Origin of the sequence: Vibrio sp. D431a (genome assembly GCF_030248655.1) — a bacterium.
In the GTDB taxonomy this organism is placed as follows: Bacteria; Pseudomonadota; Gammaproteobacteria; order Enterobacterales; family Vibrionaceae; genus Vibrio; species Vibrio alginolyticus.
Window position 1 is genome coordinate 288,223 of record NZ_JAHGAP010000002.1, and the last position, 15,109, is coordinate 303,331.

General features: G+C 46.5%; 13 protein-coding genes. 6 read left to right on the plus strand and 7 right to left on the minus strand.

Features of this window, described 5'->3' with window-relative positions; translation table 11 throughout:
• Positions 1–66 precede the first annotated feature (66 nt).
• Both KJB35_RS03515 and KJB35_RS03520 read right to left on the minus strand, forming a co-directional pair.
• Entirely contained in the window at positions 67–1,047 is a 981-nt protein-coding gene (locus KJB35_RS03515; RefSeq protein ID WP_047102398.1) for a rhodanese-related sulfurtransferase, read from the minus strand.
• 455 nt (positions 1,048–1,502) lie between these two features.
• Entirely contained in the window at positions 1,503–2,798 is a 1,296-nt protein-coding gene (locus tag KJB35_RS03520) for an alpha/beta fold hydrolase (RefSeq protein ID WP_213907549.1), read from the minus strand.
• A 210-nt stretch (positions 2,799–3,008) separates the two neighbouring features.
• Between KJB35_RS03520 and KJB35_RS03525 the strand changes: the two genes are divergently transcribed.
• Positions 3,009–4,166 carry a D-alanyl-D-alanine carboxypeptidase family protein gene (locus KJB35_RS03525; RefSeq protein ID WP_005374901.1) on the plus strand — a complete coding sequence of 386 codons (1,158 nt, stop codon included), beginning with the start codon at positions 3,009–3,011 and terminating at the stop codon, positions 4,164–4,166.
• A gap of 85 nt (positions 4,167–4,251) precedes the next feature.
• Here the strand turns inward: KJB35_RS03525 and KJB35_RS03530 are convergent, their stop codons facing one another.
• Both KJB35_RS03530 and KJB35_RS03535 read right to left on the minus strand, forming a co-directional pair.
• Positions 4,252–6,909: an alpha-amylase family glycosyl hydrolase gene (locus KJB35_RS03530; RefSeq protein ID WP_213907551.1), complete on the minus strand. Its 2,658-nt coding sequence runs from the start codon at positions 6,907–6,909 to the stop codon at positions 4,252–4,254.
• Positions 6,910–7,038: 129 nt separating this feature from the next.
• On the minus strand, positions 7,039–8,502 hold the full coding sequence (locus tag KJB35_RS03535) for a helix-turn-helix transcriptional regulator (protein WP_213907552.1): 1,464 nt from the start codon (positions 8,500–8,502) through the stop codon (positions 7,039–7,041).
• A gap of 167 nt (positions 8,503–8,669) precedes the next feature.
• On the opposite strand from KJB35_RS03535, the gene KJB35_RS03540 reads away from it, so the two are divergent.
• The gene (locus KJB35_RS03540; RefSeq protein WP_005480118.1) at positions 8,670–9,323 is read left to right on the plus strand and encodes an oxygen-insensitive NAD(P)H-dependent nitroreductase NfsB; all 654 of its coding nucleotides are present in this window, start codon (positions 8,670–8,672) and stop codon (positions 9,321–9,323) included.
• Between the two features lie 69 nt (positions 9,324–9,392).
• Positions 9,393–9,683: a putative quinol monooxygenase gene (locus KJB35_RS03545; RefSeq protein ID WP_005374925.1), complete on the plus strand. Its 291-nt coding sequence runs from the start codon at positions 9,393–9,395 to the stop codon at positions 9,681–9,683.
• Here the strand turns inward: KJB35_RS03545 and KJB35_RS03550 are convergent.
• Complete coding sequence (locus KJB35_RS03550) at positions 9,680–10,603, minus strand: LysR family transcriptional regulator (protein WP_053303892.1); 924 nt, start codon at positions 10,601–10,603, stop codon at positions 9,680–9,682. The genes KJB35_RS03545 and KJB35_RS03550 overlap by 4 nt on opposite strands.
• A 132-nt stretch (positions 10,604–10,735) precedes the next feature.
• Between KJB35_RS03550 and KJB35_RS03555 the strand changes: the two genes are divergently transcribed.
• Positions 10,736–10,954 (plus strand): VF530 family DNA-binding protein, encoded by a 219-nt coding sequence (locus tag KJB35_RS03555; RefSeq protein ID WP_005374929.1) that lies wholly within the window; start codon positions 10,736–10,738, stop codon positions 10,952–10,954.
• Between the two features lie 1,327 nt (positions 10,955–12,281).
• Here KJB35_RS03555 and KJB35_RS03560 read toward each other — a convergent pair.
• Positions 12,282–12,734, minus strand: a complete 453-nt coding sequence (locus KJB35_RS03560) for a thioesterase family protein (protein WP_005374933.1) — start codon at positions 12,732–12,734, stop codon at positions 12,282–12,284.
• Positions 12,735–12,944: 210 nt separating this feature from the next.
• Here KJB35_RS03560 and KJB35_RS03565 point away from each other — a divergent pair, with 210 nt between their 5' ends.
• Positions 12,945–13,709 carry a ferredoxin--NADP reductase gene (locus KJB35_RS03565; protein ID WP_005374935.1) on the plus strand — a complete coding sequence of 255 codons (765 nt, stop codon included), beginning with the start codon at positions 12,945–12,947 and terminating at the stop codon, positions 13,707–13,709.
• A 180-nt stretch (positions 13,710–13,889) separates the two neighbouring features.
• Positions 13,890–14,336 (plus strand): RDD family protein, encoded by a 447-nt coding sequence (locus KJB35_RS03570; protein WP_005374936.1) that lies wholly within the window; start codon positions 13,890–13,892, stop codon positions 14,334–14,336.
• Between the two features lie 59 nt (positions 14,337–14,395).
• Here the strand turns inward: KJB35_RS03570 and KJB35_RS03575 are convergent, their stop codons facing one another.
• Positions 14,396–15,067, minus strand: coding sequence for a DUF2057 domain-containing protein (locus tag KJB35_RS03575; protein WP_017634411.1), 672 nt, complete (start codon positions 15,065–15,067; stop codon positions 14,396–14,398).
• Positions 15,068–15,109: the final 42 nt, after the last annotated feature.

The window sequence follows — 15,109 nt, forward strand, 5'->3', positions numbered from 1 at the left end:
GAGTATTGGTGCGTAGTAAAAGCGAGCCACCTTACGGCAGCTCGCTAAATATAAGGAGAGTTGGGCTTAGTCTTGTTTACGCTGCGCTTCTTTTTGCGCGTACTTAGCGGCACGTCGGGCTTCTCTTTGCTTGGCACTTTCACCACCAACATGCTGCTCGCCTCGCTGCTCTGCAAGAACAACTTGTTTTTCACGCTCGCGGAATCGAGCAATTTGTTCTTCTGAGTGTGTGCCGTGACATTTTGGACAGCTCACGCCTTGCTCGAACAATTCTGACTGTTTGTCTTCTTCAGTGATCGGTAGACGACAAGCGTTACATAAATCGTAATCTGCTTTTTCTAGCTGGTGGTTCACTGCAACACGACCGTCAAATACGTAACAATCGCCTTCCCACATGCTCTCTTCTTGAGGAACTTCTTCAAGATATTTAAGAATGCCGCCTTCTAGGTGGTAGACCTCATCAAAGCCCTGTTCTTTCATGTAAGCCGTTGATTTTTCGCAGCGGATACCACCGGTACAGAACATCGCAACTTTCTTGTGTTTTGCCGGGTCCATGTTTTCTTTTACATAGTCTGGGAATTCACGAAAGGTTTCAGTATTTGGGTTTACAGCGCCTTTGAATGTCCCGATCTCGATTTCGTAATCATTACGTGTATCGACAACAAACACTTCAGGATCAGCAATAAGATCGTTCCACTCTTGAGGTTTCACGTAAGTACCCACTACGTGGCGAGGGTCTATACCTTCAACACCTAATGTTACGATCTCTTTTTTCAGTTTCACTTTGGTGCGATTGAATGGCTGGGTCTCAGAATACGACTCTTTGTATACGGTGCCAGTCAAACGAGGTTCGTTGTTTAGCCACTCCAGTAGCGTATCAATACCTGCACGATCAGATGCAACAGTACCGTTGATACCTTCACTTGCCAGTAGTAATGTTCCGCGAATATGGTGTTTTTCCATCAACGCAAATAATGGCTCGCGTAGCTCTTGATAGTTATTCAGCTCAACAAACTTGTACAGCGCACAAACTACATACTGACTCATGAGGTTTCCTTTAAAAATACAGGTGGTCAACGACCTTAAAATTTTAGCGGCACGAAGTATACCTGACTAAACCAGTCGGAAATACGGACAAATTATACGGATATTATGAGTAGGCGGGGCCTGGCGGTCTTTGATAGGGGGAGCATGTCCGCAGGTGAAGCCGCTATGTGTTCAAATTATAAGCATTAATTATAGTGGGTTAGGTAGGTTGGAGCCGATACTTTTGGTTTAAATTTATGCTGTTTTGGGCCCTTCAAAAAAGTTAGGCGCAAGAAGCACCAAGTAATCACCGGAGTAATTGACAAGGAAAGGACATGTCGCAGTTTTATACATGAGGTGGTGAGGGATAAAGGTTTAGGGACAAAGAGTGAATGACTGATCGCCATTGTTCATAAACCGCTATAAACGCCTTTTCATCAAATACTAAAAAGGCGTATTTCTAACGTCTGTCCTGCTTATTTCAACGCAGCTGCGGTCTGTTTACCCATGGCTATGAGCCTATCGAGAATGCGTTCACCGTCGGCACGTAAACCGTTGTGCTCGTACTCATTGGTGATCCACGCTTTTGAATTTGGTATTAACGCGAGCGTCTCTCGACTGATATCCATTTCAACAAACATATCATCGGCGTAAACGGCGCAACTGACAGGCACTTTGTTTTGAGCCAATTGTGTTTGATCGTACAGCGCAGCCCAATCTTCTTTCGCTGCCAATATTTCTGCGGTGTCTTTTAGTGGCTTGAGGTTAACGTATTGGTCGAACATCCATGGGAAGACCATTTCCCCCGTAAAGTAAAATGGCTTGCCAGATTCATAATTAAACTCTGATCGGGTTTGGCGAACGCGGTGCGCACTCCAATTCGACGCGAAGCTTTGACAGTAAATCGATTCATGCAAAATGGCGTAGATCGGGTTGGTTTGGAAGTTTTGCTGCGCCAACATATCGTTTAAGAACTCATAACGAAGTTGTGGTTTGCCGTTCACTTCAATCAACGCGCTTTCTAGCCAATAGTAAGTTGGTAAGAAAGTATCACTCACACCAAAGTTGATGCCGATTTGTTGAAATTGTTCCACCGTGAAGCGTTGACCATTTGGTAGGTACTCTTCATTTTCTAGCAAGTGATTCGCAATGTTTTGGCAAAGTTGCTGTGCATTGGGAAATTGTTGGAAGAATGCTTGGTTTTTCTCCATGGTGCGTTTGAAGGTGGCTTCATACACATCGTCGGCATGACGCGAGACTGATGGCACGCCACCCGTGATGTAGCTTTGCAGCAAGCTGTCTGGGAACAAAGACAAATAGGTGAGGGAACAAAAACCACCAAAGCTTTGACCTAAGATCGCCCATTTTTCGACGCCAAATTGCTCACGAATGTATTCCGCGTCGCGCACGATGTTATCCGCTCGGAAGTGGTTCAAGTAGTCTGCTTGTTGCTCTGGCGTGAGGTGAGCAAGCGTCTGGTGATTAATTACGCTGCTGTTGCCCGTACCGCGCTGGTCGAGAAGCAAAACTCGGTACTCTTGCAGGGCGCGTTTTACCCAGCCATTATTGCCGTTTTGACGTGGAGAGGGAAAGCCAGGCCCGCCCTGAAAGTAAACCAACCAAGGTTTGGTCGATTCTTCATCGCCAACTAGGCAAACCGAACGGGCGAAGACTCTAATGGTGCCTTTGCTTGCGTCTTGGTAATCCAGAGGAACGGTAAAACTGTGGGGAGTGTAATGCAATCCTGCGTCGATAAATGATTGAGCGTTCATTGTTATCTTTATTTCCTTATTGAGGGGTAGCGCTACTTTACTGCGAATGGCGCGAAGAACCAACGCTATTTCCCAATTGCCTCTTCAGTTCTATACCTTGGTCAAATCAATGTAAGTTCAAGAAAATGAAACGATTAGCGACTGGTGCAACTGGTTGAGTGAGCTATGCTCAATAGAGTTGCGACAAAGTAAGAGCATGGAGGAAGTCGGATGAAAGTGTCACTGGCTCGATGGACAATTGTGACTTGTTTAATAAGCGTACCTACTTTTGCCGTTGTTACGCCCAACCCACCTCAGTTACAGGCAAAAGGCTACGTATTAATGGACTTTCAATCCGGTGCCATTATTGCCGAGTATAACGGGCGAGCAGGCCTTGCTCCGGCGAGTTTAACCAAGTTGATGACCGCTTATGTAGTTGGACAAGAAATCAAAGCGGGGCGTTTGAAATGGGATGATGTTGTCACCGTGAGCGAAAACGCGTGGTCGGCCAAGTTTCCCGGTTCTTCTAAAATGTTCATCAAACCGAAAGATGAAATTAGTGTTGCGAACTTAATGCGCGGCGTGATCATCCAATCAGGAAATGACGCGTGCGTTGCACTGGCTGAGCATGTTGCAGGCAGTGAACGCGGCTTTGTTGCCTTGATGAATGGTTGGGCGGAGAAATTAGGACTGCAAGACACCTATTTTGTGAACTCCCATGGTCTTGATAGTGATGGCATCCAAACCTCACCAACCGATATGGCAAGACTCATGCAGTCGATCATCAGCGATGTTCCCGATGTGTATGCGCTATACAGCGAGAAAGTCTTCAAGTGGAACGACATTACGCAGTACAACCGCAATAAGTTGTTGTGGGACAATTCCATTGATGTCGACGGGGGAAAAACCGGCTACACCAGCAATGCCGGATACAGCTTGGTGAGCTCGGCCAAAGAAGGAAGAATGCGCCTTATCTCGGTGGTGATGGGCACGCCAAGTAAACAGGCTCGGATCAGCCAATCGAAGAATCTACTCAGCTATGGTTTTCGTTTTTATGACACCAAGCAAGTTGCTAAGCAGGGCCAAGTTGAGTCTAAAGTTCGCGTTTGGAAGGGTAATGCCAATCAAGTTGAGGCGATCTTCGCTAAAGATGCCTATCTCACTCTGCCTCGTTCAATGACGGCTGGGCTTGATAAGAGTGTGGTGTTAAATGAACCGTTGATTGCGCCGATAGCGCAAGGGGATGAGATTGGTAAGGTCGTTTGGAAAAGCGATGACAGTACCGTGGCGAGTTATCCCTTGGTCAGCAGCCAAGCGGTAGAAGAGGGCTCGTGGTTCGGTCAGCTTTGGGACAGTCTGGTGCTGTGGGTGAAATCGTTCTTTAACTAGAATAAAAACGAGCAGAAGTGTCTTTCTGCATTCTTTTGTTGATGACCGCCCTGCTATAACGCTGGGCGGTGTCTTATTTAACGGTTTATTCCGACAAGGTGATGATTGGTAAATCGTCCCAAATCTTACTTTCATCCGATGCGCCACCGGAGAAGTTCCAAGGGCCTTTGTCTTGCTCTAGCGGACGGTAAGTTGCTGAAAGACCGTCTAAGTCCCAAGTCGTGACATAGAAGCGGATACCATCGAGCGAATCTGGGCGGCCTAGTGCATCGCTAGCAAAGTCCATCGAAATGGTGTTGTTGGCTTTGTCTACCGTGACCATTGGTGCTGGTGTCACCGCTTCACCCCATGTTGTCGCGTTTGCGCCTTGAGTGTTGTAAATCGAACTTTGCCAGCCGAAGACCACGGCATTGCGACTCCATGTTCCGCTTGGCATAGAAGCGTTGATCTTAGGCAGTTCCGTTAGGTTGGTTGCCGCTTCTTCCGGTAAATCAATGAAGATGGTGAAACCAACGTGGTCAAAGCCGTTTGGTGGCAACCAAGTATCGGTGATCTTGTCCATAGTGAAGGTCAAGCGCACGTTACTGCCAACGGTAAATACCTCAGCTTTGTTGATTGCGAGTTGGCTGTTATCTTTATCGAACGTTGGATCCGTTGGTAGCGAGTAGTTACCGTTAGGACCGCCCATGCCATCTTGCGCATCGCCTGCGTCATCAATGGTGTCGTCCGGCGTGTTTGACCAGCTTAGGTTGGAGACAAAATTCACGTCCTCGATGCCTGCTTTTTTCTCGGTGGAATAAATCGCGAAGCGGTGCTGTTGCTCGCCAATCGCAAAATGACGAGTCGACAGCGTGACACTAAACTGACCATCAGCACCTACAGTAATGGTTTGCGCTGTTTCCAAGTTACCATCGACGACGAGGTTCAACTTCTCGTTGGCGTTCGCACTACCCGCGATAACAATATCACCAGTGATGGTTTGTCCTTCCCAATCCTGCGCTAGTTGGATGTTGAGGTCTGGGGTATCTACAGATTGATTGCTGCTTGTTTTTGAGTAAATCACTGCTGACTTGGCTGGCAACTCAAGGGTTACGTGACCGTTTTCATCGGCGATTAACTGCTCTGGAGCGTCCGCCCAATTCGACATGATTTGTTGTTGGAAGACGGTGCCGCCCGCTTGCTCTACATCGAGTTGGTTCATCAACATTGGGGAGTTAGATGTGTTCATTACCACTAAGACTTCGTCGTTATCCAAAGTGCGGGTAAAGGCGAACACACCTGCACCAGCTTTATCGCTGCCAATGACTTTCATTTCGCCGCGTGTCATGACTTTGTTTTCGGTACGTAACTTAGCAAGCTCTTGGATGAACAAGTACATCTCGCTGTTTTGGTCGAATGAGTCTACGTAGTTGCCATCTTCACGGTACCCTCCGGCGAACATCGCATCACGCGCCGCTGACATCGCTTGCTCTGTACCTTGGTAAATCACAGGGATGCCCGGTACCGCCATCATTGTGATCAGAGCTTGCTTCATATCGTTGACACTGCCTTGCGATAGAAAACGTGGCATATCGTGGTTATCAATGAAGTTCGGTATGATGTATGGATTCGGGAACATCGCCATCATTTTTTCAAGACGGAAGCGTAGGTAATCGGTCGGTTGTCCTGCTGCAAACACGCGAGTCATGGTTGCTTGCAATGGGAAGTTCAACACCGAGGTTAACTGCTCCGGCGAGCCGCTTTCGCCGATGTAAGTCAGCATCTTCTCTTCGCCTTCGGTGTGGTAAGGCGTAGATGTTTCGAAGACTTCACCAAAAGTGAGGAAGTTGTCACGACCGGTATCAACCGCTTGCGTCATCACACCATCGTCGGCGTGTAGGAAGTCATTCCAGAAATCATGTTCAACAAACTTCACCGTATCGATACGGAATCCGTCGACGCCGACTTCGCGAATCCATTTTCGGTAGCTCTCTTTTAGATAAGCGCGTACTTCAGGATCGGACGTATTAAGGTCATCCAAATCAGAGAGCTGCCAGGTTTTTTCTTGTACTGGATCGTTGTGGTCGGTGATGGTCGGCGTCCAGTGGTAGCTGCCTGTGCCGTCTGTTTTACACTCGTTCATGTTGAGTGGGTACGGCAGTTCTTGCCCGGCGGGTAGCGCATTTTTAATCAAACGGAAGCCTTGGCAAGGTAGGCTTGGATCATAACTGTAAGGATCATCGTAGGTGAAGAAGTTGCCTACATGGTTGGTCACGATGTCCTGAATTAAGAACATGTTACGCGCATGCACTTCGCGTGCTAACGCTTGGTAGCTTTCCATGTCACCAAAGTGTTCATCCACTTTTTGAAAATCGCGCGCCCAGTACCCGTGGTAGCCGCCGTAGTTTTGCTCTGCATCCCACCATTGGTTTGCCACTGGCGGTGTAATCCAGATAGAGGTAGCGCCTAGGTCTTCGATGTAGCCCAGTTTGTCGCTGACACCAACAAGGTCACCACCACTGAATTTTTTGTCTGAGGTAGGATCGTACTCATTCTGACCTTGATCGTTAAGCGTGTTGTCGCCGTCGTTAAAACGGTCGATCATCAAGAAGTAAATGATCTGATCTTGCCAATCAGGAGATGCCACGTGGCTTCCTGTATCGGTTGGCGTCGTTTCATCGCTACCACAGCCAGAAAGAGCTAGGGCGATCGCTAGAGGAAGTATTTTTATTTTATTCATAGGGTTAGGTAAGGTTTCAAACACGGTTTTTGTCTCCGTTATGCAGCAATGCGGAAACGATAAAACAAAGGTTTGAGATTTAGAGTGTCATTTCACGCCAAAAAAGACGTGAAATGATGTCACGAAGTGCTGAATTTGAACTGTGCTACATATTTAACTGAGTGGTTGCACAATTGGGTATTGAATCGGGTAATGGTCTTTGGCTAACTCATTACCAGAATGATCATAGAGCCGGAATCGACACTGCTTAGCCGTTTGGGGGAGGGGAAGTTGCAGTACCCAGCATGTGTAATCTTCTGTATTCTGAGTTTGGCTCATTGCGTGCGGAGCTGGCGCATCACCCACGTAGCAATCGATCTTCGCCACGTCTTTTAATCTACATGCGAGTTCCACAAACAAGGTGTACTGTGTACCGAGTTGGATAAGTTGTTTTGTCGGGACAATGTATTCCGTTGCGCCAATTAAAAGCCCCTTGGAGACCACGTAATCACGCTGGTGGTTGTTATCAATGTAGCGCTCACCATCGACTTCATAACACAGTCTAAAGGTCAGTGGATGTGCGACAGGAAGCTCTGTTGTCGCCCATAGTTCGGTGCCATGACTTAAAAAACGCTCGAAGAAGGCGGGGTAGCGCCGCCATGCGCCATCACGGTCACGGCATTCTACCGAGACCACTTTTTCAAACGCAATATTGTCCACTTCCATCCAGATTTTGCCGACAGGTTGGTCGGTGTGGTTATCGTCGAAGGTATTGGCTTTGGCGTAGTACAAGCGGATCGGTTGCTGATTTAGCTGAGTTCGGTTATCCAAACATTGTTGGCGATACTGCATAGGTGAAAACGGATACCAACGACGAAAAGTGCGGTGAAAGTTCGATGGTTCTTCGTAACCGAGTTGATAGGCGATTTGCTGCGTTGTGAGTTGGGTGTCGGCAAGCAAAGTGAGTGCTTGCTTTCTTTTAGCGAAATCAACGCATTGAGAGTAGCTCATTTGCTTTTCTTGCAGTCGACGTTGCAAGGTGCGTTTGGAGACGCCCAGTTGCCTTGCCGCTTGCTCTAACTTGAGCGCGTAATTGCTGTTTTTGATGAACAAGGCGTTCAAAACACTCAGTAATTCTGGTTGCTCAATTGGCTGGTGAGAAAGCAGCAAATAAACATGTTTCACCAAGTCAAACACGTTTGAACTCGTTTTAGAATCTTGCGTTTCCTCTAGAAAAATATCGGCCGCGAGTGGATTGTTGGCGTGAACTTGTACCTGTATTGATTCGCTCAGCTCAAGCATTTCCAATTGCATTTTGAGCAAGCCAAACACCGACTCCGCCCAATTTGGCATATCGGCCGTTCTACATTTGACTTGCAGATGGATTTGGGCATCACCATGTTGAAATGTGACGTACAAACGGCGGTCGAATAATGAAACACTTTTACTCCACCAAAGCAGCCCTTCCTGGAGGTCAGGCGCTTCTTTCAACATCATGCATTGCAAGGCCACCAACTTCTCAATGTGCCAATATTCGCCGGCAATTCTCAGGTGATTGTGACCGAGCTTTTTGCACAGAAAGGATGTAATAACGTTATCTTGAGGCAGCATGAGTTGAGTTTGGTTGCGAGCAAACATGCATTATTGCCGAAAAGATGAAGAAGTTCAGTGAGAACGCTCAAAGCCTTTCTTATCGTTTTATTTTCAAATTTATTTTGAAAATGTTTTTAATCGAAATCGGTTTTTCCCTTTATCTCATGAGTTTATGCTGTTACTCAGCTTAAACTCATTAACTGGAGAGCCTCATGGATATCGTACAAGCTGCAAAATCTCGTTACTCAACGAAAGTGTTTGACCCAACGCGCAAGCTACCTCAAGAAAAAATCGACGCAGTTAAAGAGCTGATTCGTTTTAGTCCATCGAGTGTGAACTCCCAGCCTTGGCATTTCATTCTGGCAAGCACAGAAGAAGGCAAACAGCGCATCGCTAAAGCGGCGCAAGAGAATTACGCGTTTAACGCGGCGAAGATTCTCAACGCATCTCACGTATTGGTGTTTTGTGCAAAAACAGGCATTGATAACGACTACATTGAAGCGCTAATGGCGCAAGAAGAAAAAGATGGCCGATTCCCAACCGAAGAAGCGAAAGCGGCTGTGCGCGGTGGTCGTAGCTACTTTGTGAACATGCACCGTTTTGATCTGAAAGATGCGAACCATTGGATGGAGAAACAAGTTTACCTTAACGTGGGTACGTTGCTGCTGGGTGCTTCGACGTTAGAAATCGATGCAGTGCCAATTGAAGGGTTTGATCCCAAAGTGCTGGATGAAGAATTTGGCTTGCGTGAAAAAGGTTACACCAGCGTTGTAATCGTGCCGCTTGGCTACCACGCGGAAGATGACTTCAACGCGAAAACGCCAAAGTCTCGCTGGGACGCAGAAACCGTATTCACCGAGATCTAATTCGAGCTTACTTGCAGGTGACGTAGAACCTTGTAATCAATATATAAATCGGAAAAGAGTGATAAAACGATGATCCACTTAGTCGCAGAAGTGAAAGCCTATCCAGACAGTAAGGATCAGGTGGTGAATTTGCTTGCTGGTTTACTAGAGCCAACTCGCAAAGAAGAAGGCTGTTGCCAATACGAGTTGTATCTCGACGAAAAAGTTGATGGCCTATTTATGTTCCAAGAAATCTGGGCATCGCAAGAGGCCTTGGATAAGCATTTGCAAAGCCCGCATATGGCGACGTTTCTTGAAACATTGGAAGAGAACGATTGGGTTGAATATACCCAGATTCGTCCTCTTCGATTTATCGCCTAATGACAGAAGGTTGCCAGCACGTTGGCGCGTTGCTGGCAGCATTTTTGTTGGATAAAGTCGCGGAAAGTCCGAATCGTTGGCGTCAATAATCGACGATCGGCACATACCATGTAGAGCGGCACTGGGCCGCAATCCCACTCTGGTAACACTCGCACCAATCTTCCCTCGATTAAGTCTCGGCTGATGTCCATCAATGATTTATTCGCAATGCCTTTGCCTTTGATCGCTAACCGGTGTGGCAAGTCACTATCGTTGCTCAACAAGTTACCGCTGACCACGATTTGTTCATTCTCGCTGCCACGCGTGAGCGTCCATTTGTTGTAGACCGAATCCGCGACCATGTAGCACAAGCAATTGTGTTGCGTTAAATCGGCAGGAGAGGTGAGTTCTGGATGTGTAGCTACGTACTCTGGCGATGCACATAATATCCGTTCGTTTGACCCACACAATGCCAATACGACCAGATTGGAGTCGGCCGGTTCGCCGTAGCGAATCGCAATATCGACAGGCTTGGTATACATATCCGTCAAGCTATCGGACAGCTCTAGTTTAATGGAAACATTTGGGTAGAGTTCGATGAACTCATCCACCCAATCGAGCAACATATTGCGACCAAAATCGGAGGGTGCAGTAATGTGCAGCTGACCAGACAACTCCCCGCGCGCACTTGAGATCTGATCCAACCCCTCTTGCAATGTTGCCAACGCTTGCGTGGTTTTGTCTAAAAACAGTTCGCCCTCTGAGGTTAAACGCAGGCTTCGGGTGGAACGCACAAACAACGGGAAACCGATTTGCCCTTCAAGACGCTTAATCGATGCGCTAATGGCGGCAGGTGTCATGTCCATGCTGTTAGCGGCTTTTGAAAAGCTGCCTTGGCGCGCGGTTTCGACAAAAATATTGAGGTCGTTGAGGGCTTTCATTGTGAAAAGGGCTTTTAAGAAGTTTGGGCTACTATAGGGGAGAGTCGTAGGCCAATTCAAGGTTAAAACATTAGGTTGCACGGCGAGTTTGAGTTAGATTAGCGCGCAACTTCACTTTACCGGATCAATAGCATGAGTCAACAGCAGCCGAATAACCCACTTCACGGGTTGAGTTTAGAGAAAATCGTCACCCGACTAGTTGAACACTTTGGTTGGAATGGCATGTATGAGCGCGTTCGTGTGAACTGTTTCAAGAAAGATCCTTCAATCAAATCGTCGCTGAAGTTCCTGCGTAAAACGCAATGGGCCAGAGATAAGGTGGAAGCGCTGTACATCGAGACATTCTGCTAACCGCTCTATGGTCTGCAGCAAGCGGCAAGCAGATTCTTAGTCTCGCTATGGCTCGCTAGAATGACGCAGCTTTTCTTATCGCGTAGGCTGGAAGAGTCGCGCTGCTGATGCGTCTCAAGCGAGATTTCGGATGGTCACTTAGGCTTATCTGGAATCGCTTTTTTAGATGGTTTTGTAGAGCTCAGAGCCAAACTCGAACCGTCATTCTGAACTGCGAGGAACGAGCGTGATTCAGAATCTACCCTCACGACTGTATTGAGTTTATTCATCGCTCTATGGTCTGCAGCAAGCGGCAGGTAGATTCTTAGTCTCGCTTTGGCTCGCTAGAATGACGCAGCTTTTCTTATCGCGTAGGTTGGAAGAGTCGCTCCACTGATACGTCCAAAGTGATTTTCCGGATGGTCACTTAGGCTTATCTGGAATCGCTTTTTTAGATGGTTTTGTAGAGGTCAGAGCCAAACTCGAACTGTTATTCTGAACCGAGAGGAACGAGCGTGATTCAGAATTTACCCTCAGATTGTATTGAGTTTATTCATGGCTCTATGGTCTGTAGCAAGCGGCAAGTAGATTCTTAGTCTCACTTTGGCTCGCTAGAATGACGCAGCTTTTCTTATCGCGTAGGCTGAAAGAGTCGCTCTGCTGATGCGTCTAAAGCGAGATTCCGGATGGTCACATAGGTTTATCTGGAATCGCTTTTTTAGATGGTTTTGTAGAGGTCAGAGCCAAACTCGAATCGTCATTCTGAACCGCGAGGAACGAGCGTGATTCAGAATCTACTCTCAGATTGTATTGAGTTTATTCATGGCTTTATGGTTTGCAGCAAGCGGTAAGTAGATTCTTAGTCTCGCTATGGCTCGCTAGAATGACGTAGCTTTTCTTATCGCGTAGGCTGGCAGAGTCGCGCTGCTGATGCGTCTCAAGCGAGATTCCGGATGGTCACTTAGGCTTGTCTGGAATCGCTTTTTTAGATGGTTTTGTAGAACTCAGAGCCAAACTCGAACTGTTATTCTGAACAGCGAGGAACGAGCGTGATTCAGAATCTACTCTCAGATTGTATTGAGTTTATTCATGGCTTTATGGTCTGCAGCAAGCGGTAAGTAGATTCTTAGTCTCGCTATGGCTCGCTAGAATGACGTAGCTTTCTTATCGCGTAGGCTGGAAGAGTCGCGCTGCTGTTACGTTTAGCGAGGTTTCGAATGATTCACTTAGGCTCATTAGAATGACGCTAGTTTTCTTATTGCGTAAGTTGGAATGGTACCTCAGCATCATTCCCGATAGCGATGAAGGAGCGCTGTCGGGAACCTCGCCTTTAATCTCTCGTTTCTTGCTACTCCAAATGATGCGTACTACCCACGGTTCCTTCCAAGTCTAAAATCGACTGGCGAACGTGATCTGGAATCGCAGCTTTAACGTTGTTCTTAAAATCAAACATCACACCAGTGGCGGTCGCGATGGTCGCAATTTTCCCCCACTTCTTACTCAGCACTTGGTACTCCATTGTGATGCGATCTTCTTGCATGTCGATTACGCGAGAACCGACTAATAGCGTGTCTGGGTAAGTAACAGGCAATTTGTAGCGGCATTGAGTCTCGCTCAGTACTGGCCCAATTTGCGAGGTCTGCAGGTCGACCAGCAGGTTAATTTTGTTGAAGTAATCTAAACGTGCGGTCTCGAAGTAGCGAAAATAGACCACGTTATTAACGTGTTGCAGAGCATCCATTTCACCCCATGCGACTTTTATCTCTGTGATAACGGGAAAGTCCTTTAACAGTGTGTCCATTTCTATTGCTCCTTTTTCATCTGCTTTGCCACAAATTGCGACGCGACTTATCACTTTGAGCATTTATTCTAGATGTAATCATTTAATATGTAATAAAATTGTTTTTAAAATGTGAAATGAAATAGTGGTTTGATTATGTAAACTAGAAACTTTACATAATCGAGTTGAAGGCGTAAGTTTAACTAAGAGTAACCAGATAGGAGGTGTCTCATGATTGAACTCAAAGGTTTCAACCTCGCAAGAGTTGAGAAACGCATTGATTGGACAGGTGAGCTGTTCAGTTTGAGAATATCTGGCGCGCCTCTTTCATTTAAAGCTGGCCAATTCACCAAGCTTGCTTTGCTTGATGATGAAGGTAAGCCGATCAGCCGTGCTTACTCTGTGGTTAATGCGCCAAGCGAGCAATTCGATTGGTTGGAATTTCTAATAGTAGCCGACCCTCAAGGACAACTTTCTCCACGGCTCCAAAAGCTTAAATCTGGTGATAGCATTTATGTCGGTGCCACCGCACATGGCGATTTAATCCATGACTCTATTCCTAAACAGGCTCATGACCTGTGGCTGCTATCTACAGGTACGGGGATTGGACCGTTTTTGTCGCTGCTGGATGATATAAACCTACCGCCTCACAATGAGCGCATTGTGCTGGTTCATGCCGTTCGTTTCGAAAAAGATCTGGTTTATAAATACCTTATTGAACAGCTTCAGCAACGATATGAAGGCCGATTAAAGTATATACCGATAGTCAGCAGGGAAGTGGTTGACGGTAAATTACAAGGCCGAATTCCTGAACTCATCGAATCGGGTTTACTGTCCAACGCCGCTGATGCGCCATTCTCAGCTCAGCGTAGCTTTGTCATGATGTGTGGGAATCCACAAATGATCAAAGATACCGTGCCCGTTTTACAAGAGCTAGGCTTGGAAAAGTATCGCCATCAAACTGGGGGAAATATCATTTACGAACGTTACTGGTAGCGTTTTGTTAAATTGATACGGTTATGCTCAAGATGTAATGATTACTTTTGAGATACGATCGCGATTTAGTATGTTCTTAGTTGAATATTATGTTGGCAATACCTAAACTGCGCTCACCATTGCGCGTCTGTACACTCAGTCATTCTCGCTTAACCAATTACATTGAGGTGACTGAAGTCCATGTATGCTTTTATCGCGAGCAAGCAACAGAGAATCATTGCTGGTTTTATCGACCTGCTCTTTGCGATGGTGGTCGTGTTAATCATCGCATTGAGTATTAACTCTTTTCTTAACGACTTTCAGCTCTCTTTAGCAGATAACCTCACGCTTGTTCGTGAAACTCAGGCGTTTTACTTGCTTTCTTTACCAACGGTTTTAATGATCAACTGGAATGCATTGAGTCATGGGCAAACCATTGGTATGCGCATGATTGGTATTAAAGTTGTAATGAAAAATGATAGTAAGGCAACGAAAGTTACAGCAGGGTTAAGGCTTGTTATTAGCTACTTGCTGGAGATGCTCATTCCGGGGATCCCGTTGGTAAATTTGGCATTGTTGTTCTTTCATCCGGAGCGACGATTGTTGCATGACTTGATCGCCAATACTAAAGTTGTCCAAGCTTCCTAATTTTTGATCAAAAAAGCCACGTGAAGTGGCTTTTATAATATCGATAAAGTTAACCAGATTTACTGTTGATTAACATATTTCTTAAAGCGAGCTTTGGTTTCTGCGTCTGCTTTTTGGTACCAGAAGTGCAGCATCTCTTCAGCTGTCGAATCCGCTTTAACCGCAGTTGCTCTCACTTGCTTCATATCCGCAGGAACCTTTGCAGGAAGCGTGACTGGCTGCATGGTTGCTGCGCCAGCAAAAGCCACGGCTGCTGCACCGCCAGCTTGGTTATAATCTTCGATTTCACGTACGTAATCACGACCGATTTGCATACCCGGTTTGAGCAACTTGTCCTGGTCAACCGCGATTGCGTTGCCAGAATCATCAACCAGTTTCCAATCTAAGTCTTTGATCTTCTCTTCCGCATCACGTAGGTTGCGGTATTCTGGCATTTGTAGAGTGAGTTCGGCATTGGTCGCGTCAAATCGTGTAACGATAACATCGCTTTCAACACTTAAACGGTCATTACCTTGGTTGAAGTAAGGGGCGAAACGAAATACGACTTGGTTAAGGCCATCAGGTAACGTCAGTGTTCTCTCAGAGGCGAAAAAACCACCCGAAAGATCTGCTTTTTCACCGTTAGCCGCTAATACTGAAACGTTGTCAGGAACACTCACGGTTACATCTGCGAATGCCATGCCACTCATTGCGAGAGCAAGCGCACAAGTTAAAGGCTTGATCAATTTCATTGTTTTTATCCTAAGCAAATTAGTGGTCATCGAGAGTGCATC